Consider the following 17,865-nt stretch of genomic DNA (forward strand, 5'->3'; position numbering starts at 1 on the left):
TATTAAAGGTGAATTCGGGACTAAATCCTACACCTTAAAGGACTTGATGTCTTTAAAAATGCCCTCAGGAACGTATGTTAAACACATCTAAATATTAAATTAAACTGTTTTAACAAAATGTATATAATAAAAAAGCTTTACTTTTGCAAAAAATTTTTTTAGAATGTCGAAAAATTTAGTAATCGTAGAGTCACCGGCAAAAGCAAAAACTATTCAGAAATATTTGGGGAAGGATTTTGAAGTAAAATCAAGTTTCGGACACATCCGTGACCTTCCGAAAAAAGGAATGGGAATTGATCTTGCCACATTCAGTCCTGATTATGAAGTTTCGGCTGACAAAAAGAAGCTGGTAACAGAATTAAAGGCTGCCGTAAAGAAAGCCGAAATGGTATGGCTGGCTTCTGATGAGGACCGCGAGGGAGAAGCTATTGCATGGCACCTGGCGGACGAATTGAAGCTGAAGCCTGAGAACAGAAAAAGAATTGTTTTCCACGAGATTACTAAAAATGCCATTCTAAAAGCCATTGAAAACCCAAGAGATATTGACCAGAATCTTGTGAATGCCCAGCAGGCAAGAAGAGTTTTGGACAGAATTGTAGGTTTTGAAATGTCACCGGTTCTTTGGAAAAAAGTAAAACCGGGTCTTTCTGCAGGAAGAGTGCAGTCTGTGGCTGTAAGATTAATTGTAGAAAGAGAAAAAGAGATCCGCGAGTTTGTTCCGAAAGCAAGCTTCAAGCTGGATGGGATCTTTCTAAATAAAGCTGAGCAGGAAATTTCTGCCAAGCTAAAAAAAGACTTCGAAAAAGAAGAAGACGCAGAAAAATTCCTTGAAAAAGCAAAAACTACAGAATTTAAAGTTCTTAATGTTGAAACAAAGCCGGGAACACGTTCTGCATCTGCACCATTTACTACTTCTACTCTTCAGCAGGAAGCTTCTTCAAGATTAGGATATAACGTAACCAATACCATGCGTCTTGCACAGAGACTGTATGAAGAAGGATACATTACCTATATGAGAACAGACTCTGTGAACCTTTCCCAGGAAGCAATAGAAGGCGCAAAAAAACAGATCACTTCAGAATATGGAGCTGAATATTCTTCACCAAGAAACTATACTACAAAATCTGCCTCTGCACAGGAAGCTCACGAAGCGATCCGCCCGACTGATTTTGCAGTGAAAAGTATTGGTGATGCTCAATTAAACAGATTATATCAGTTAATATACAGAAGAACACTGGCTTCCCAGATGGCTAACGCTAAAATTGAGAAGACTGTGATTGAGATAGGGGATGCATCACTGCCACAACATTTTGAAGCACAGGGTGAAGTAATCATTTTCGATGGTTTCTTAAAGGCTTACGGTATTGTAAAGACAGAAGATGATGATGAAGAAAACAACGAAAAGCTTCTGCCTAAAGTAAGTGTAGGCGAAATCTTAAGCTATAAAAAGATCACTGCCTCAGAAAAGTTCACAAGACCGAGTGCAAGATATACGGAAGCTGGATTGGTGAAAAAACTGGAAGAATTAGGAATTGGGCGTCCGTCTACTTATGCGCCGACGATCCAGACCATTCAGAACAGAGAATATGTAGACAAAAGAGAGATAGATCCTCAAACCCGTGAAGTGGTAAAGATGTCTCTTACAAAAGATAAGATCAAAAAAGAAGTTCTTGAAGAAAAATTCGGGGGCGATAAAAATAAATTTGTACCTACGGATATTGGCGAGGTTGTTAATGACTTTCTGACGGATAACTTTAAAGAAATTCTGGATTATGGATTTACAGCAAGAGTAGAAGAAAGTTTTGACGAAATTGCTAATGGAGATCAGAAGTGGAAAGAAATGATGACCAATTTCTATTCAAAATTTCACCCAAGAATTGAAGATGTAGAAGAAAATGCAGACAGAGCTAATGGTGACAGGCTTCTGGGAGTAGATCCTAAGACCGGTAAAAATGTTCATGCAAGAATCGGGAGATTCGGTGCGATGATTCAGATCGGAGAAACGGAAGATGAAGAAAAGCCAATTTTTGCTTCATTAATGACCGGACAGAATATTGCAACCATTTCTTTGGCTGATGCATTGGAGCTTTTTAAATTGCCATTTGAGCTTAATGAATTTGAAGGTCAGGCGGTTTCTGTGGGAGTTGGAAGATTTGGACCTTATGTGAAGTGGGGTGAAACGTTTATCAGTATTCCAAAAGGTGAAGATCCTCTTTCTGTAAGCCAGGCCCGTGCAGAAGAGATCATCAACGAAAAGAAAAAAGCTGATGCGCCGATCGCTACTTATAAAGGAGATCCGGTGACCAAAGGAACAGGAAGATTTGGTCCGTTCATCAAATACAAAGATATTTTTGTAAATGTTCCTAAGAAGTATAACTTCGACAATCTTTCACAAAGTGACATCAACGAATTAATTGATGCCAAGCTGGAAAAAGAAGCCAACCGATACATCCAACAATGGGAAAAAGAGAAAATTTCTATTGAAAATGGAAGATGGGGCCCATTCGTTAAATTCGGAAAAGCCATGTTTAAGATCCCTAAGAAAAAAGATGATACAAAATATGAGGCTGAAGAGCTGAAAGACGTATCTCTGGATGAGGTGAAGAAATGGATCACAGACCAGGATAAAAATGCTTTTGCGGAGAAAAAGAAGCCGGCAGCTAAGAAAAAACCTGCAGCTAAGAAAACGACAGCAGCAAAAAAGCCAGCCGCTAAAAAAAAGTAATATTAATAATTATACAAAGCCGTTAACAATATGTGTTGACGGCTTTTTTTTATCAACAAAAAATGCTGCGGTATGTGAACTTGCTGTGGTTTTTTTGTATGTTTGTTAGGTAAAGCAATTAGTCAATTAACCTATTCCCAATTTTTCAGATAAAAATATGGATTTTGAAGATTTTATCATTTCACCAAGAAATTTCAAAGCAGAAAGCTGGCAGATTGGCAGCAGGATTACAAAAGATATAAAAGAAGACAGCATTGTGCTTCTTTTTGTTTCAGATTACAGAGGTGCAGGTGGAGATGCGGAAGTACAGGATTTTACAGCGGTAAGAAAAGAATTTTATAAACTTTCGCAGCTGGATTTTGAAATCCCTGTTGTGGATCTTGGAGATCTGGTTTCCGGAAAATCCGTTCAGGATTCCCATTATATTCTTCAGGAGGTTTTGTCGGCGTGTCATTACAAAAGAGCCATTCCGGTAATTATCGGCGGGTCCAATGATTTTGCTTTTTCACTCTTTTCAACATTAAATTTTCACAAGAAAAACATAAACTATACCCAGATCAGCAATATTATCTCCCTGCATCAGGGCGAGGTAATTAATGAACACACATTTTTGGGGAAAATTTTAGGTTCCAAGAATTTCTCCATCAAAAACTATCATCATTTGGGTTATCAGAAACATCTGAACGAAGCAGATTCAGTAAGGCTGATCAAAGATGTTGAGTTTGATATCATCCGTCTTGCCGAAATGATGAATTCCACCGAAAAAACAGAGCCTTTCTTCAGGAAAACAGATTTGGTAACTGTAAACTGTGATGCTGTAGAAAGCTTTAGTGAACCGTTTTCCATGAATCCCCAGGTAAACGGACTGAACCGGAGAGAAATCTGTGCTTACATGAAAGAAATAGGTTTGAGTGAAAATTTAAAATCTGTAGGAATTTTCAATTATAATATTTATTCTGAAAATCAACTGAACCACCAGCTCCTTGCGCAGATGATCTGGTATCTGATTGAAGGAATCAATATCCAGCGGTCTCATCCCAAGGAACGACATTACGAACTGTTCTATGTTTTGATTGGTGATAGCCAGTATGCTTTCAAACGAGATACTTTCAGCAATCTATGGTATTTCGGTGAAGATGAAAATATAGAAAACTGTATCCCATGTTCTAAGAAAGACTTTGAAGAAGCAAAAAGAGGAATGCTTAATCCCAGGCTGACTTTTTAATGATACATAAAGATGAAAAAAAATAGTCTTAAATATTTTTTGTAAATGGGCCGATCAGCTTCATTTATTTCTGGAATAAATAAGCCTGATGCAGGTGAGGAGAATTATTTTCCTTCCAAAACCGGAAACGGCTGTAGATCGACCAAGAAGATCTGCGAAAACCTTTTTAAGATGTAGAAAAAGAAATTGATTAATTTAGAAAACACAAAATGAAGGTTTCAATTATAGTTCCCGTATATAATGTAGAGAATTATCTGGCAAAATGCCTGGATTCCCTCATTAGTCAGACTCTTCAGGATATTGAGATTTTAGTCATCAATGATGGCAGTAAAGACCGCTCAGAACTTGTCATTGAAGATTATGCAAGGAGATTTCCGGAAAAAATAAAAGCTTTCACCAAAGAGAACGGAGGTTTAAGTGATGCCAGAAACTTTGGTATTGAAAGAGCCTGTGGAGAATATATAGGTTTTGTAGACAGCGATGATTATGTCATGAAAACGATGTTTGAAGAAATGCTTCAACTGGCAGAAAAACATCAGGCTAAAATGATTATTTGCAACATCCAGAAAGTAGATCAGGACGGAAAAATAACTCAGAAATTAACCCAGATTCCAAATATGCCCGAGAAAATTGAGCTTGAAGATCATTTTTCGGTTTTTTCAGACCTTAGTTATTTTGCCTGCAATAAACTGTTTAAAAAAGAGCTCTTTGGTCAAAAAAGATTTAAAAAAGGAGTTCATTTCGAAGATATTCAGCTGATACCACAGCTTCTTCTGGAATGCAAGACTTTGGCTCAGACGCAGAGTTTTCATTATCAGTATCTGGAGCGCACAGATTCTATTACAAAAACCCACACAGAAAAAGGACTGGATATCCTGAAAGCCGTAAAAGATGTAGAACAGGTATTTGAAAAATCCGGATATTCCTATAAAAGAAAAGAGCTTAAAAATTTTCAGATTTTTGAAGGAATATATTCTTTTTTAGCCTATCTCGCTTTTGTAAAAGACAACAAAGCATTCTATAAAATGGACGCTGAATTGGCGGTTTTTATGAAAGAAAGGAAAATAAAAATTCGAGATATATTAAACTATAATCGTTTTGGTAAGAATTATCTTTTATCTTTGCCATTGAAAAAAAAGATATTTTATTTGTTATTTTTTGCAGGGCAAAAGAAACTGATAAGAAAATTGTTATAACACAAATGATAAGTACAATTATTTCAGTCATTATATAAAACATTGAAATATAGCATCTTTAGAAGATGTTTGGGTGAGTTTTATTAAAAGTATTGATGGATGTACTTGATAAAAAAAAATGAAGAATTTTGAATTGTTCTTAAGCGAATCAGGAATTTCTATTTTTTACGTGAAAATAGGGTTAGGTTTTGTATTCTCTTTTTTAATTACCTTTTTCTCTATTCCTACCATCATTAAGATCTCCAGAAGAAAGAATCTTATGGATGAGCCGGGCGTAAGAAGTTCCCATCTCAGGAAAATCCCCAATCTTGGAGGGATTGCCATATTTTATTCAATTGGAATCTGCGCATCCATTTTTGCGTATGAACTTTTTGAACTTTACAAATTTTTATTTGCTTCCTTAATTATCCTTTTGTACATAGGGGTAATGGACGATATTGTTGTAATGAGAGCCTATAAGAAGCTTGTAGCTCAGATTATGGTGTCTGCACTGGCTGTAATAGGGTCCGATATTAGAATCAGAAGCTTGTTCGGAGTATTTGGAATCTATGAAATGAGCTATTTCATAAGTGTGTTGTTCAGCATCATTACTTTTATTATTCTCATTAATGCTTTCAATCTTATTGACGGAATAGATGGGCTTGCCGGAGGGTATTCTGTGATTTGCAGTGCTCTTTTCGGAATAAGCTACTACAGGTTGGGAGAATATAATTTTCCTTTGGTTGTCTTATCGGTTGTAATTATAGGTACAGTACTGGCATTTCTATACTATAATTTATCTAATTACAGGACCAACAAGATTTTTATGGGAGATACAGGATCTATGCTTCTTGGTTTCCTTTTGGCATTTACATCGATCTGCTTTATTGATATTTTCATAGATAGGGAGCTTCCCAATGTTCCACGGTATCACCTGCAGTCTGCACCGGCGGTCGCAGTTGCTATTCTTATTCTGCCGATTGTAGATACTTTAAATGTAATTATTGTAAGACTGTGCAATAAAAAGTCTCCTTTTGATGCAGATAAAAACCATATTCACCACAAGCTGCTGAAGCTAGACCTTACCCATAGGCGCTCCACATTTTATATTATTATTTATTATCTGATAATTGTAGCCGTGGCTTATTATTTAAGACATATCAATATAAATTTCCTTTTACTTATAATTATTTTATTAGGCTTTTTTGGAGCTTATCTTCCGGATCTTATCTATCATTTACGAAATAATAAGAAAATAAGAATTTAATTTTTACTTTTGCAAACAACATTCAAAATATGATGAAGAATTTGAAATATTTATTTTTATTAATGCCCTTTTTTATTACATCCTGCATCACCAAAAAAGATGTAAGGTATATGCAGCCAAGCGAAAGCCTTGTGATCAATGAAGAAGGACTTGTTCCCTACAATATACCTATCTACAGGATTACCAAGAATGATATTCTTAATCTCAATATTGTAACCACTCCCAAGGGAGATGCTGCGCAATTTTATTCATCATTGAATTCTTCCGGAGGGGCAGGAGGCTCCAATAATTCTGCAATGTCAGGAATACGTGGCGGAGCCGGATCAGGCGGATCGACTGCAGGAGGAAATATAAATTTTTATTTTAATGGACTGAAGGTAGATTCCAAAGGAGATATTAATGTATTCGGAATAGGATTTGTTAAAGCCGAAGGAAGAACTTTAGAAGATATTACTCAGGAACTTCAGGAAAAAGTAAATGAAAATTTTCAGGAAGGAAAAGCCGAAGTAAGACTGAATACAGACGGAATTACTTATTATATTCTGGGAGATGTAGAAAGTACAGGTCTTTCCGGAGAGAAAGTAGCGCACAAAAATACATTAACTATTACAGAAGCATTGGCTATTAACGGAGGTTTGAACAGAACTATTGACCGTACAAATATCGTTATCCACAGAAAATTGCCCGAAGGAATAAAAAAGGCAAAAATAGACCTTACCCGCGAAGATATCATGAATTCCCCGTACTATTATGTACAGAACGGTGACGAGATCTATCTGAATACCAGAGGAAAAAGCTTGAACGGATTTGGAAAAGATCCTGTACAGACTTTAACAACTGGGGTATCGGTAATTACTACAGCATTATCAATTTATCTGCTTCTTAAAAACCTTTAATCATGATTCCAGACAAAGACACCAAGATAGGGAAGAACGAATCCCCAAAAGATAAGTACGGATCGTTTGCATTATTTGATATCGAACATTTTCTGAGAAGAATAGTCAAAAACTGGTACTGGTTTGTATTTATGCTGTCTATCGGCTACATTATTTCATGGGTATACAGTAAATATTATGCGCAGAACATTTATGCATCAAACCTTTCTCTGAGTATATCCAACAATACTTCCAGTTATTTTACCCCAAACCAGTCTATTAACTTTATCTGGGGACAGAATGGGAATCAGGATGGAGTTTATCTTAAGAAAATGTTGTTATCCAGATCTCATAATGAGTTTTTGGTAAAAGAACTGGATCTTTTTGTTAATTACTCTACCAAAGGATTGATCAAATCAACCTATATTGATAAAACTGATTCACCGGTTTTTCTGCAGATTGATAAAAAACATCTTCAGCAGATTGATTATCCTATTACTCTTATTCCAAAAGGTGGAGACGCTTATGAAGTGGTTCTTCCGGAAGAAGGGCACTCTACCAATTTATATAATTACGAATCAGAAGGATTTCAGTCTGTAGATAGATATAACAGACCAGCTAACAAGATTGTGAAAATCAATGAATGGTATAATTCCCCCAATCTTAGATTCCGACTGCTTAAGAATACAGAGACTCCTAAAATAAAAGTAGAAAATATTATTGTGAACCTTACCTCTGTGAATCAGAGTGTTAATGGTATTGTGTCTACAATAGGAGTGGAGTTTGATAAGGAAATTGGGACCATCATGATTATCACCAAAAAAGGTTTTAATCTTAACAGTACTGTAAATTTCTTAAACAAATCTGTAGCCGAACTCCAGAAGAAAAGGCTGGCAGACAAAAATATAGTTAATAAAAATACAGATATTTATCTTCAGAACAATATAGATGATATCCGTAAAAAGCTGGATTCAAGTGCGGCAGTGCTGAATTATCTGAAAACTTCTGAAAAACTTTATAATATAAAAGACAGAGACGAAAAATCTTTAGAAAAGATAAAAGATCTTGAAGCAAGAAAAGCAGATGTTATAAGCAAAATCAGTTCACTGAATAATATTAAAAATACACTGCAGTCCCGGGATTTTGATAAAATGATTAGTACCAATGCTGCAGGTTTTGAAGATGGCTTCTTTTCGGCTTCCGTAACAGAGCTCAAAGCTCTATATATGAAAAGAAGAGAAATGGCGACCATCTATAAGCCAAACTCTGAGCCTATGAAGGAAATAGACCGGCTTATTAATGAAGCAAGAATGGGCTCATCCGGCACTTTGAGAAATTATTATACGAAATATTATGATGAAATCAATAAAATAGACCGTCAGGTTGCAGAAGCCAATTCAGACCTTATGTCATATCCTGAAAAAGAAAGAAAATATCTGGATGCGGAAAGAGGGTACAATATGATTGAGGCAACTTATAACAGCCTTTTGAATAGACAGAATGATGCAAAGATGAAAGTGGCGACCAACCAGTCTGATATTACAGTAATAGATCCTGCGAAGAATTTGGGACAGTCTCCAATTGGCCCCAATGTAAAAGCAATAAAATCTGCAATTATGTTTGGCTTGCTGCTGCTCCCATTACTATTCATCCTGGTCGGGGCAGTGCTGGATAACAAGATTCGAAACATCAAAGAACTGTTGAGTGCAACAAAGATTCCGCTCCTTGGTGTTATCGGCAACAACAGCAACGAAAATATGCTTACCGTTCTGGAGCAACCTAAATCATCAGTATCTGAGGCGTTCAGAGGAATTAGAGCGAACATGAGATTCTTGATGGAAAATAACAATGAAGATGGTAAAGGAAAAACCATTTTGGTTACTTCTTCCATTGGTGGCGAAGGAAAAACATATGTTTCCATTAACCTAGCCTCAGTAATAGGGCTAAGTGATAAAAAAACAATTCTGCTTGGGATGGACCTTAGAAAGCCTAAGATTTTTGGAGATTTTAAAATTGATAATAAATATGGTATTTCCAATTACCTGACAGGAGAAGTAGAAATAGAACAGATCATCAATAAAACCAAGATCCCGAATCTGGATGTGGCGACTTCCGGACCAATTCCTCCAAATCCGTCAGAGCTTTTAATGAGCGACCGGAATATCAGGTTTTTGGAAGAATTAAAAGAGAAGTATGATTTTATCATCATCGATTCGCCGCCAGTAGGTTTAGTAGCTGACTCTTATGAACTGATGAAATATTCTGATGCTAATATTTATGTGGTCCGTCACGAATATACCGAGAAATATATGCTGAAGATGATTACTGAGAAATACCATAACGGAGAAATTAGTCATTTAGGACTTATATATAATGACTATAATAAGAAACAGGGCTACGGATATGGTTACGGATATGGTTACGGATATGGCTACGGTTATTTTGATGAAGATAAAAACTATAAAGAACCATTATTAATAAAAATACGAAACAAGGTCCAAACAATATTTAATAAAAAATAGCGTTTTAAACCCTCAGCAAATGGGGGTTTTTTTATACATTCAGTATTGGTAATCTAAGGAAAAAAGAATATTTTTGGCACTTTGCCGTTTACTTTATAACAAATTATGTTTTTTTGTTTATTTTTAACTATACATTAAGAATATCATTAATATAAAAATGTTTTATATTTGCAAAAATTAAATTTTAAAATAACCATAAATCCATATTCTTTTATGAATAAAAAATTATTGTTTAGCTTTCTTGCCTTCCTTGGAGTGGTAAGTGTTAAAGCACAAAGAAACGAATTGGGAGTTCGTCTGGGTATGAGTAACCTAGTTGGGGACATAGGAAGGACCAATTATATTTTGCAAAAGCCGTTGGATTTAGACAGAGTGTCAGATTGGGGTTTCCCTTTCTATGGTGGTTTATTATACAGATTTAATTTTAACCCGCATCAGACCGTTAGATTGGATTTAGGGTACAACCAGATCCAGTTTAGTGATAAAGCTGCGAAAGAAGAATATAGAGTGAATAGAAACTCATACGGAAAAAATGACGTATACGAAGCAAGCTTAATGTTCGAATACAACCTTTTCCCTGTCAATAATGAACAGGTGAGTATGGTGAGCCCCTACATTTTCGGTGGTATCGGTGCTTTGATGTTTGATGCCCCTAAAGCCAATCTTATAAATGATTTTAGAAGAGATGCAGACGGAGTGGCGCAGGCTCCTCTTAATGAACAGGATTTTAAAAGTACTCCGGAATATACACTAGGAAAAAAAGTAACAATGCATATCCCTTTTGGGGTAGGCTTAAAATATAAGTTTAACCATAATTGGGCTATATTTGCAGAAGCCACATTTAGATATACATTGACGGATCAGCTTGATCATAGCCGATTGCTTTCAAAAGATCTAACGTCCAGCTTTAACGCAGATATTTTAGATCCTGCTACCGGCGGCTCGCTGCTACAGTCAGGAAGCTATTATGCGGTCTCTAAGGAAAGAGAACAAGAACTGCTTAACAAAAGAAATATAGGGGATGAAAGGTCTAAGGACTGGATGAATACTTTTAGTTTAGGACTTACCTATTCATTCGGAAGACCTCCATGCTATTGTGATTAATTAATATGTCGTTGATTAAAGATAAAATAAATTCTCAGAATTTACCGAAACACGTCGCCATCATTATGGATGGCAATGGAAGATGGGCAAAAACGCGTGGAGAAGAAAGAACTTTCGGCCACAAGAATGCCATTAATGCAGTAAGAAATGCCATTAATGCCTGTAATGAGATTAATATACCTTATTTAACACTGTATACATTTTCTTCTGAAAACTGGAGCCGTCCTGCAGATGAAGTAAGTACACTGATGAATCTGCTGGTGGAAACCTTATTGCTGGAGGCCGAAGAGATCTTTAGCAAAGGACTCAGAATGCATGTTATAGGAAACCTGCAAAAGCTTCCTTCTCTCGTGAGAGAACAGCTTGAACGTGTGGTAGAGCTTACAAAAGAAAACACAAAAGGCAATTTAGTACTGGCAATAAGCTACGGCTCACAGAACGAAATATTGGATGCCGTAAAAAACATCAGTTCCGATGTGAAAGAAGGAAAAGTTGATATTGAGAATATTGATGAAAAACTATTCGAAAATTACCTTTATACAAAAGGCTTTCCTCCTGTAGACCTGCTGATCAGAACCAGCGGGGAAATAAGAATAAGCAACTTCCTTCTTTGGCAGATTGCCTATGCGGAACTACAGTTTTTAGATGTCCTATGGCCGGATTTTACAAAAGATATCTTCTTCCAGTGTATTGTTGATTACCAGAATAAAGAAAGAAGATACGGCTTAACCGGCGATCAGATAAATGCCCAATAATTAAAGAAAAGAAAGACTCGATAAAATGAAGTTTAGACTATTACCCATCATAATGTTTGCTGCTTCGGCACATTTTTATGGACAAGTAACTCCTCAGGACAGCACTAAAGTTAATAATGCTGTACACGCAGAAAATGAAGCAGGAACTTACACTCTTAAAGACATTGTTGTAGATGGGGTAAAAAAGTATACGCCGGCACAAATCTTAAGATTTACTGGCTTAACTAAAGGAGAAGCTGTAGATATTCCGGGACAAAAAATCAGCAATGCTGTTAAAAAGCTTTGGGATACCCAGTCTTTTTCAGAAGTTGAAGTTTATGTTCAGAGTATTGAAGGGCAGACCGTAATTTTGAGATTCTACCTTGAAGATCTTAAAGAACTTGGAGAAGTAAAATTCACAGGTAAAGGGATCGGTAAATCAAAAAACGAAAAACTAACAAAAGACAACAATCTAAAGCCTGGAACAAAAATCACACAAAACCTGATCTCTAGCCTTAAGACTAAGGTCCCTCAGGATTATGTGAAAAAAGGATTTGCTGACGCTAAAATTAGCATTCAGGATAAAGTGAATGCAAACGATCCATCTATGGTAGACTGGACCATCAATGTAGAGAAAGGCAAAAGAATAAAAATTGACCATATCGAATTTGAAGGCAACCCAAGCGTTACAGATGCAAAACTTAGAAAAAAAGCCTTCAAAGAAACCAAACAGAGAAGATTTGGTATCGGAGGGATCCTGAAATCTTCAAAATTCATTGAAGGAAAATACCAGGAAGACAAACAGAGTCTTATCAGCTACTATAACTCTTTAGGTTATAGAGATGCCAAGATTGTTTCTGATTCCATATGGAGAAACAAGAGAAATAATTACGAAATCAATGTAAAGCTTAACGAAGGTAAAAAGTATTATATAGGTGATGTTACATTCACCGGAAATACCGTATACTCTACAGAATATTTACAGAGATTATTAGGATACAAAAAAGGAGATATCTATGATGCCGTAGGTTTCAACAAGAAAGTAGGAGAGGATGGAGGAAAAGAAGACGACTCTGATATCAAATCTGTGTACATGAATAACGGTTACCTTTTCTCTAACGTAACTCCGGTAGAAAAATCTGTATCAGGAGACACTGTAAACCTGGAGATCAGAATTAATGAAGGAGAGCAGGCGACATGGAATAAAGTAACATGGCAGGGGAATACAACTACCCATGATCATGTTGTGCTTAGAGCCCTAAGGACAAAACCGGGAGAGCTTTTCAAAAAGACAGAAATTAAAAGAACCTACTTCGATTTAGCCGGAATGTCCTTCTTTGATCCACAGCAGGTGGGACAGGATATTCAGCCAAATCAGCAGGATAATACCGTAGATATCAACTGGAAACTGGTAGAGAAAGGTTCTTCTCAGGTGCAGTTACAGGCTGGTTATGGTGGTAATAGCTTTATTGGAACATTAGGACTTACGTTCAATAACTTCTCTTTAAAGAACTTCCTTAAATTCAAAGACTTTAAGCCGGTGCCTCAGGGTGACGGACAGACTTTGTCTATTCAGGCTCAGGCAGGACAGTATTTCCAAAACTATGGTATTTCATTTACAGAGCCATGGTTATTCGGAACAAGACCAACTGCCCTTTCAGTAAGTTTGAACACTTCCAGAGTAAAGTATAATGACAGTAACGGGCTTGATCAAAAGCTTAACATCTTCTCCGCTTCAGTAGGTTTAAACAGATTGCTGAACTGGCCGGATGACTACTTCTCGTTATACACGGGAATCCAGTTCCAGAAATATAAATTCAGTAACTATCCGTTCCAGTTTGGAGATACTACAGAATACTACGGTGATGCCAATAACTTAAGCCTTAACTTAGGTTTAAGCAGAAACTCTGCAGGTATTGATCCTATCTTCCCGACAATGGGTTCAAATATTGAAGTTTCCGCGAAACTGACCGCACCTTACTCATTGTTCAGCAATAAAGATTACTCTACCATGTCACCGGTTGACAAATACAAGTGGATGGAATTCTACAAGATCAAGTTCAAGGCTGATGTATATAATGAGGTTGCAGGTAAACTTGTATTGAGATCTTCCGCTGAAATGGGATTCATGGATGGTTATAACAAAAAACTTGGTGCTCCGCCATTCGAAAGATTCTATGTAGGAGGTACAGGTTTATTTGGAGGTAGATATGACGGACGTGAATTGATTCCATTGAGAGGTTATGAAAATGCTTCAACATACGGAGGGGAAATAGATGATATTACCCAAAGAGGAGGAGGTACAATCTATAACAGGTTTACATTAGAATTAAGATACCCGATCTCAATGAACCAGACGGCTAAAATCTATGCACTTACCTTTGCAGAAGGCGGTAACGTATGGAACTCCTGGAGTACATACAACCCGTTCCAGCTGAAAAGATCTGTGGGAGTTGGTGTAAGAGTTTATATGGGAGCTTTTGGTTTGATCGGATTTGACTTTGCTTACGGATTTGACAAAACTGTTTCCGGAACAGAGCCATCTGGATGGAAAACACACTTCCTGATGAACCAATCATTATAATTCATACATATGAAAAACTTTAAAATCATTTTCACATCTGTATTGTTCCTGCTTTTCGGACTTTCAAACGCCCAGAAAGTTGGAATAGTAGATACAGGCTATATTTTAGATAAACTACCTCAATACAAAGAAGCAGAAGCAAGATTGAATGCACAGATCGATACATGGCAGTCAGAACTTCAAAATCTGCAGTCAGAGTACGAAAGAAAAAAATCAGCATTTGAAAGTGAAAAAGTATTGTTGATAGGAGATCAGTTGAAGCTTAGAGAAAAAGAAGTAATGGATCTTGAGAAAAATATCAAAACGACTACCAGCTTACGTTTTGGAGCCAACGGTGAAATTACAAAACTGAGAACAAATTTGGTTGTGCCGTTTCAGGATCAGATCTGGACAGCTGTCAAAACAATGGCTGAGAAAAATGGATTGGGCATGGTTCTTGATAAATCCGATAACAATGTGCTTTTCCTTCTTCCAAGATATGATTACACAGAAAAAGTATTAACCATCTTATTAAAAGGATCCGCTGCATCTGATAAGAAAGAGAAAAATAGCAGCAAAAGTAAAAAGTAAATTTTTAAATTAACTTTTACTTAAAATTGAAATCTAAAAACAAATTAAATTATTTATTTTACCAATTATGAAAAAATTAAGTGTATTATTTGCCGCGGTAATAATGGTTGTATCGGTAAGTATGGCAAAAGCTCAGAAATTAGCTACTGTAGATTTAATGGGAGTTCTTAATGCAATGCCTGAAAAGAAAAAGGCAGATACTGACATAAAAGCTTTCTTAGATGTGAAACAAGCGGAGATCAAGAAAAAAACAGATGCTGCTCAAGCTAAATTTCAGCAATATCAAGCTGAGGCTCCTAAAAAAACTGCTGATGAAAACACTGCTAGAGAAGCAGAAATGAAAAAATTAGGAGACGAAATCCAACAAATGCAAGAGAAGGCTCAAAAAGATCTTCAGGCTAAGCAGGATGTTGCTTTCGGACCAATCGAGAAAAAGCTGAACGATGCAATCGAGAAAGTAGCAAAAGCTAACGGATACGAGTTCATTATGGACGCGAACGCTGGAGCATTAGTATACAAAGCTGGTGCAGATGCTACTGCTGCTGTTAAGAAAGAATTAGGAATCAACTAATAAATTAACAAAGTTTTATAAATTAACCGCCTCTTTTAAAGGCGGTTTTTTTATTTTTGCGCTATGGAAAAAGAAGTATCAACGACCGTAAAAGTAAGGTTCAGCGATTGTGATCCGATTGGACATTTGAATAATGTAAAATATTTAGACTATATGTTCAATTCCAGAGAAGATCATGTAGAAACATTTTATGGATTTACATACGAGGAATATACCAAAAAAACCGGATGCACTTGGATTGCCATTCAAAATGAGATTGCCTATTTAAAAGAAGTTAGATATAATACCCAGGTCGTGATCAGCAGCAAAACCATAGAAGTACAGGACAGGACGGCTAAAGTGGAAATACTCATGAAAAGTCTGGATGAAAAAATAGTTCATGCCGTACTGTGGGTTACAGTGATCTATTTCAATCTTAAAACAAGAAAATCAGAAATTCATCCCCAAGACATAAAAGAAACCTTTGGGAAATTCTATGTAGATCTTGATCAGAAAGATTTCCAGCCTAGAGTGAAGTTCTTAAGATCCCAGAACGCAAAAAATTCATAATCTGGCAATGCCGGAAAATAACCTGTAAGTCAGGATATTTTACAGTAGACCTAAAAATAATAAATTACAGATGAAAAAAATAGCAGTAATAGGAAGCAATGGACAGTTGGGTAACTGTATCAGAAAAATTGCCCCGGATTTTGAAAATACCTATGAATTCATATTTACAGATTCCCAGATCCTCGATATTACAGATGAAGATAAAGTCAATGATTTCTTCTATGACAATAAACCAGACTACTGTATCAATGCTTCGGCATATACCGCAGTTGACTTAGCCGAAAAGGAAAAAGATAAGGCATTTGCTGTAAATGCCGATGGAGTAGCTTATCTTGCCCAGGCCTGTGCAGATCACAAATGCATCCTGATCCATGTTTCCACCGATTATGTATTTGATGGTGATACAAACCTTTCATACTCAGAAGATGATTTTACCAATCCAACCGGAATCTATGGTGAGTCAAAAAGAAAAGGCGAAGAGCTGGCTCTGGAAATCAATCCAAAAACTATTATTCTGAGAACCTCTTGGCTGTATTCAGAGTTCAATAAGAATTTTGTTAAAACAATGCTGAATCTCTTCTCTCAAAAACAAGAGCTTGGAATTGTAGCCGATCAGTTTGGACAGCCTACCAACGCAAATGATCTGGCAGAAGCAATCATGGATATTATCGAAACCCAAAGCAAAACCTTCGGTATTTTTCATTTTTCAAACTATCCGGAAACAACCTGGTTTGAGTTCGCCAAAAAAATTGCTGAATTTTCAAACTCTTCGGTACAACTGAATCCTCTTACGACAGAACAGTATCCTACTCCTGCCAAAAGACCGGCCAGAAGTACAATGTCATTAGATAAGATAGAAGAAGTATATAAAATAGAACTGAAGCATTGGGAAAACAGCCTTGAAGAATCTGTCAAAATATTAACACAACAATAATATGATCAAGAACCTGGTGGTTGCCATTTCTATCTTCTGTATCCATCTGTGCCATGCGCAGAATATATACCTTACAAAAGTTGAGAAAACCAATGACAATACAGATAAATTCCTGTATAAAAAAACAGAGACTGCTATTGATGCCGAATATCTGGGAGAAATTGAAGTCCAGGGATTTTCAAGAGATGACGCAGCTGTTTTTTCCTTAATATATAAAAAAGCAAAAGAAATAGGAGCAAACACCTTTTCATTGAAGCCCTTTGAAAATATAGATGGTACTCCTCAGGATCTCAATCCGTCTAACTACAGAATCGTACTATACTATACCTCCAAAGAAAAATTAATTGATCAAAACGGGAAGCTTTACATTTTTGCTTCCTCAGATAAAGATCAGAAGATTAGTGTTAATAAGAAAGACTACCTACTGCCTCCTAGGTCTTATATTACTCTTGATATTATTCCGGGAGAAGTATATACCATTTCAACAAAAAAACTTTTAGGCTCTACTATTAAGGTTCAGCCTAAAACAAGTGATGAAAACCTCTACTTCCAGGTTTCCTCACTAAAAGTAAAATCAGATACTTCCGGAACAGGTGGCTTAAATTTAAAATCTGGCGATATTATCGGGTTAGAAAAATCTTATGCAGAGTTTTTAAGCCTTATATACATTCAGAATAAGTAATAAAATAATCCTGATAATCAAAGTAAATAAAAAAATTAAACATAAGTTTAAAATTTTTCTGACTGTTTACCAATGATTTATAGTTTTTAGATTACACTGTGATGAATTTTATGTTAAATAGATTTGTTTTGCGTGTTAATAAGTTGTTATCTTTGCCGCACTGAAAAACGAGAGTATGACAGTAGCGCAGGAGAGCTTTTAGATAAGCATAACTATTTAGAAAAAGCTTACATAATATAAAAGAAAAAACCTTAAAATTTTTTAGAAATAAAAGTTGCGGGATTTAATTTTTTTTGTATCTTTGCAGTCCGGTTAAACGGGGCGCAGGAGTGAGTACAGATTGAGGTT

Annotated in this window: 14 protein-coding genes; all 14 read left to right on the forward strand. The window is 36.2% G+C overall.

Going from position 1 to position 17,865, the window contains the following annotated elements:
* Positions 1 to 163: 163 nt before the first annotated feature.
* Entirely contained in the window at positions 164 to 2,725 is a 2,562-nt protein-coding gene (gene topA, locus DRF60_RS18240; protein ID WP_116014127.1) for a type I DNA topoisomerase, read from the forward strand.
* Positions 2,726 to 2,882: 157 nt separating this feature from the next.
* Positions 2,883 to 3,950, forward strand: a complete 1,068-nt coding sequence (locus DRF60_RS18245) for a formimidoylglutamase (protein WP_116014130.1) — start codon at positions 2,883 to 2,885, stop codon at positions 3,948 to 3,950.
* 209 nt (positions 3,951 to 4,159) lie between these two features.
* Positions 4,160 to 5,146 (forward strand): glycosyltransferase family 2 protein, encoded by a 987-nt coding sequence (locus DRF60_RS18250; RefSeq protein WP_116014133.1) that lies wholly within the window; start codon positions 4,160 to 4,162, stop codon positions 5,144 to 5,146.
* Positions 5,147 to 5,264: 118 nt separating this feature from the next.
* Complete coding sequence (locus DRF60_RS18255) at positions 5,265 to 6,392, forward strand: glycosyltransferase family 4 protein (RefSeq protein ID WP_116014136.1); 1,128 nt, start codon at positions 5,265 to 5,267, stop codon at positions 6,390 to 6,392.
* Positions 6,393 to 6,421: 29 nt separating this feature from the next.
* Positions 6,422 to 7,288, forward strand: a complete 867-nt coding sequence (locus DRF60_RS18260; protein ID WP_116014138.1) for a polysaccharide biosynthesis/export family protein — start codon at positions 6,422 to 6,424, stop codon at positions 7,286 to 7,288.
* Between the two features lie 2 nt (positions 7,289 to 7,290).
* Positions 7,291 to 9,789, forward strand: a complete 2,499-nt coding sequence (locus DRF60_RS18265) for an exopolysaccharide transport family protein (protein WP_116014141.1) — start codon at positions 7,291 to 7,293, stop codon at positions 9,787 to 9,789.
* 213 nt (positions 9,790 to 10,002) lie between these two features.
* Positions 10,003 to 10,893 carry a type IX secretion system protein PorG gene (gene porG / locus DRF60_RS18270; protein ID WP_116014143.1) on the forward strand — a complete coding sequence of 297 codons (891 nt, stop codon included), beginning with the start codon at positions 10,003 to 10,005 and terminating at the stop codon, positions 10,891 to 10,893.
* 5 nt (positions 10,894 to 10,898) lie between these two features.
* The gene (locus DRF60_RS18275; protein ID WP_116014146.1) at positions 10,899 to 11,648 is read left to right on the forward strand and encodes an isoprenyl transferase; all 750 of its coding nucleotides are present in this window, start codon (positions 10,899 to 10,901) and stop codon (positions 11,646 to 11,648) included.
* Positions 11,649 to 11,673: 25 nt separating this feature from the next.
* Positions 11,674 to 14,211, forward strand: a complete 2,538-nt coding sequence (gene bamA, locus DRF60_RS18280) for an outer membrane protein assembly factor BamA (protein WP_116014148.1) — start codon at positions 11,674 to 11,676, stop codon at positions 14,209 to 14,211.
* Between the two features lie 9 nt (positions 14,212 to 14,220).
* Complete coding sequence (locus tag DRF60_RS18285; protein WP_116014151.1) at positions 14,221 to 14,781, forward strand: OmpH family outer membrane protein; 561 nt, start codon at positions 14,221 to 14,223, stop codon at positions 14,779 to 14,781.
* 67 nt (positions 14,782 to 14,848) lie between these two features.
* A complete protein-coding gene (locus tag DRF60_RS18290) occupies positions 14,849 to 15,352 on the forward strand; it encodes an OmpH family outer membrane protein (protein WP_116014153.1) in 504 nt (167 codons plus the stop codon).
* Between the two features lie 63 nt (positions 15,353 to 15,415).
* Positions 15,416 to 15,901 (forward strand): acyl-CoA thioesterase, encoded by a 486-nt coding sequence (locus DRF60_RS18295; RefSeq protein WP_116014156.1) that lies wholly within the window; start codon positions 15,416 to 15,418, stop codon positions 15,899 to 15,901.
* Between the two features lie 70 nt (positions 15,902 to 15,971).
* On the forward strand, positions 15,972 to 16,835 hold the full coding sequence (gene rfbD / locus DRF60_RS18300; protein WP_116014159.1) for a dTDP-4-dehydrorhamnose reductase: 864 nt from the start codon (positions 15,972 to 15,974) through the stop codon (positions 16,833 to 16,835).
* A 1-nt stretch (position 16,836) separates the two neighbouring features.
* Positions 16,837 to 17,517 (forward strand): hypothetical protein, encoded by a 681-nt coding sequence (locus DRF60_RS18305; RefSeq protein WP_116014161.1) that lies wholly within the window; start codon positions 16,837 to 16,839, stop codon positions 17,515 to 17,517.
* Positions 17,518 to 17,865 lie beyond the last annotated feature (348 nt).

Source organism: Chryseobacterium elymi, from assembly GCF_003385495.1.
GTDB lineage: Bacteria > Bacteroidota > Bacteroidia > Flavobacteriales > Weeksellaceae > Chryseobacterium > Chryseobacterium elymi.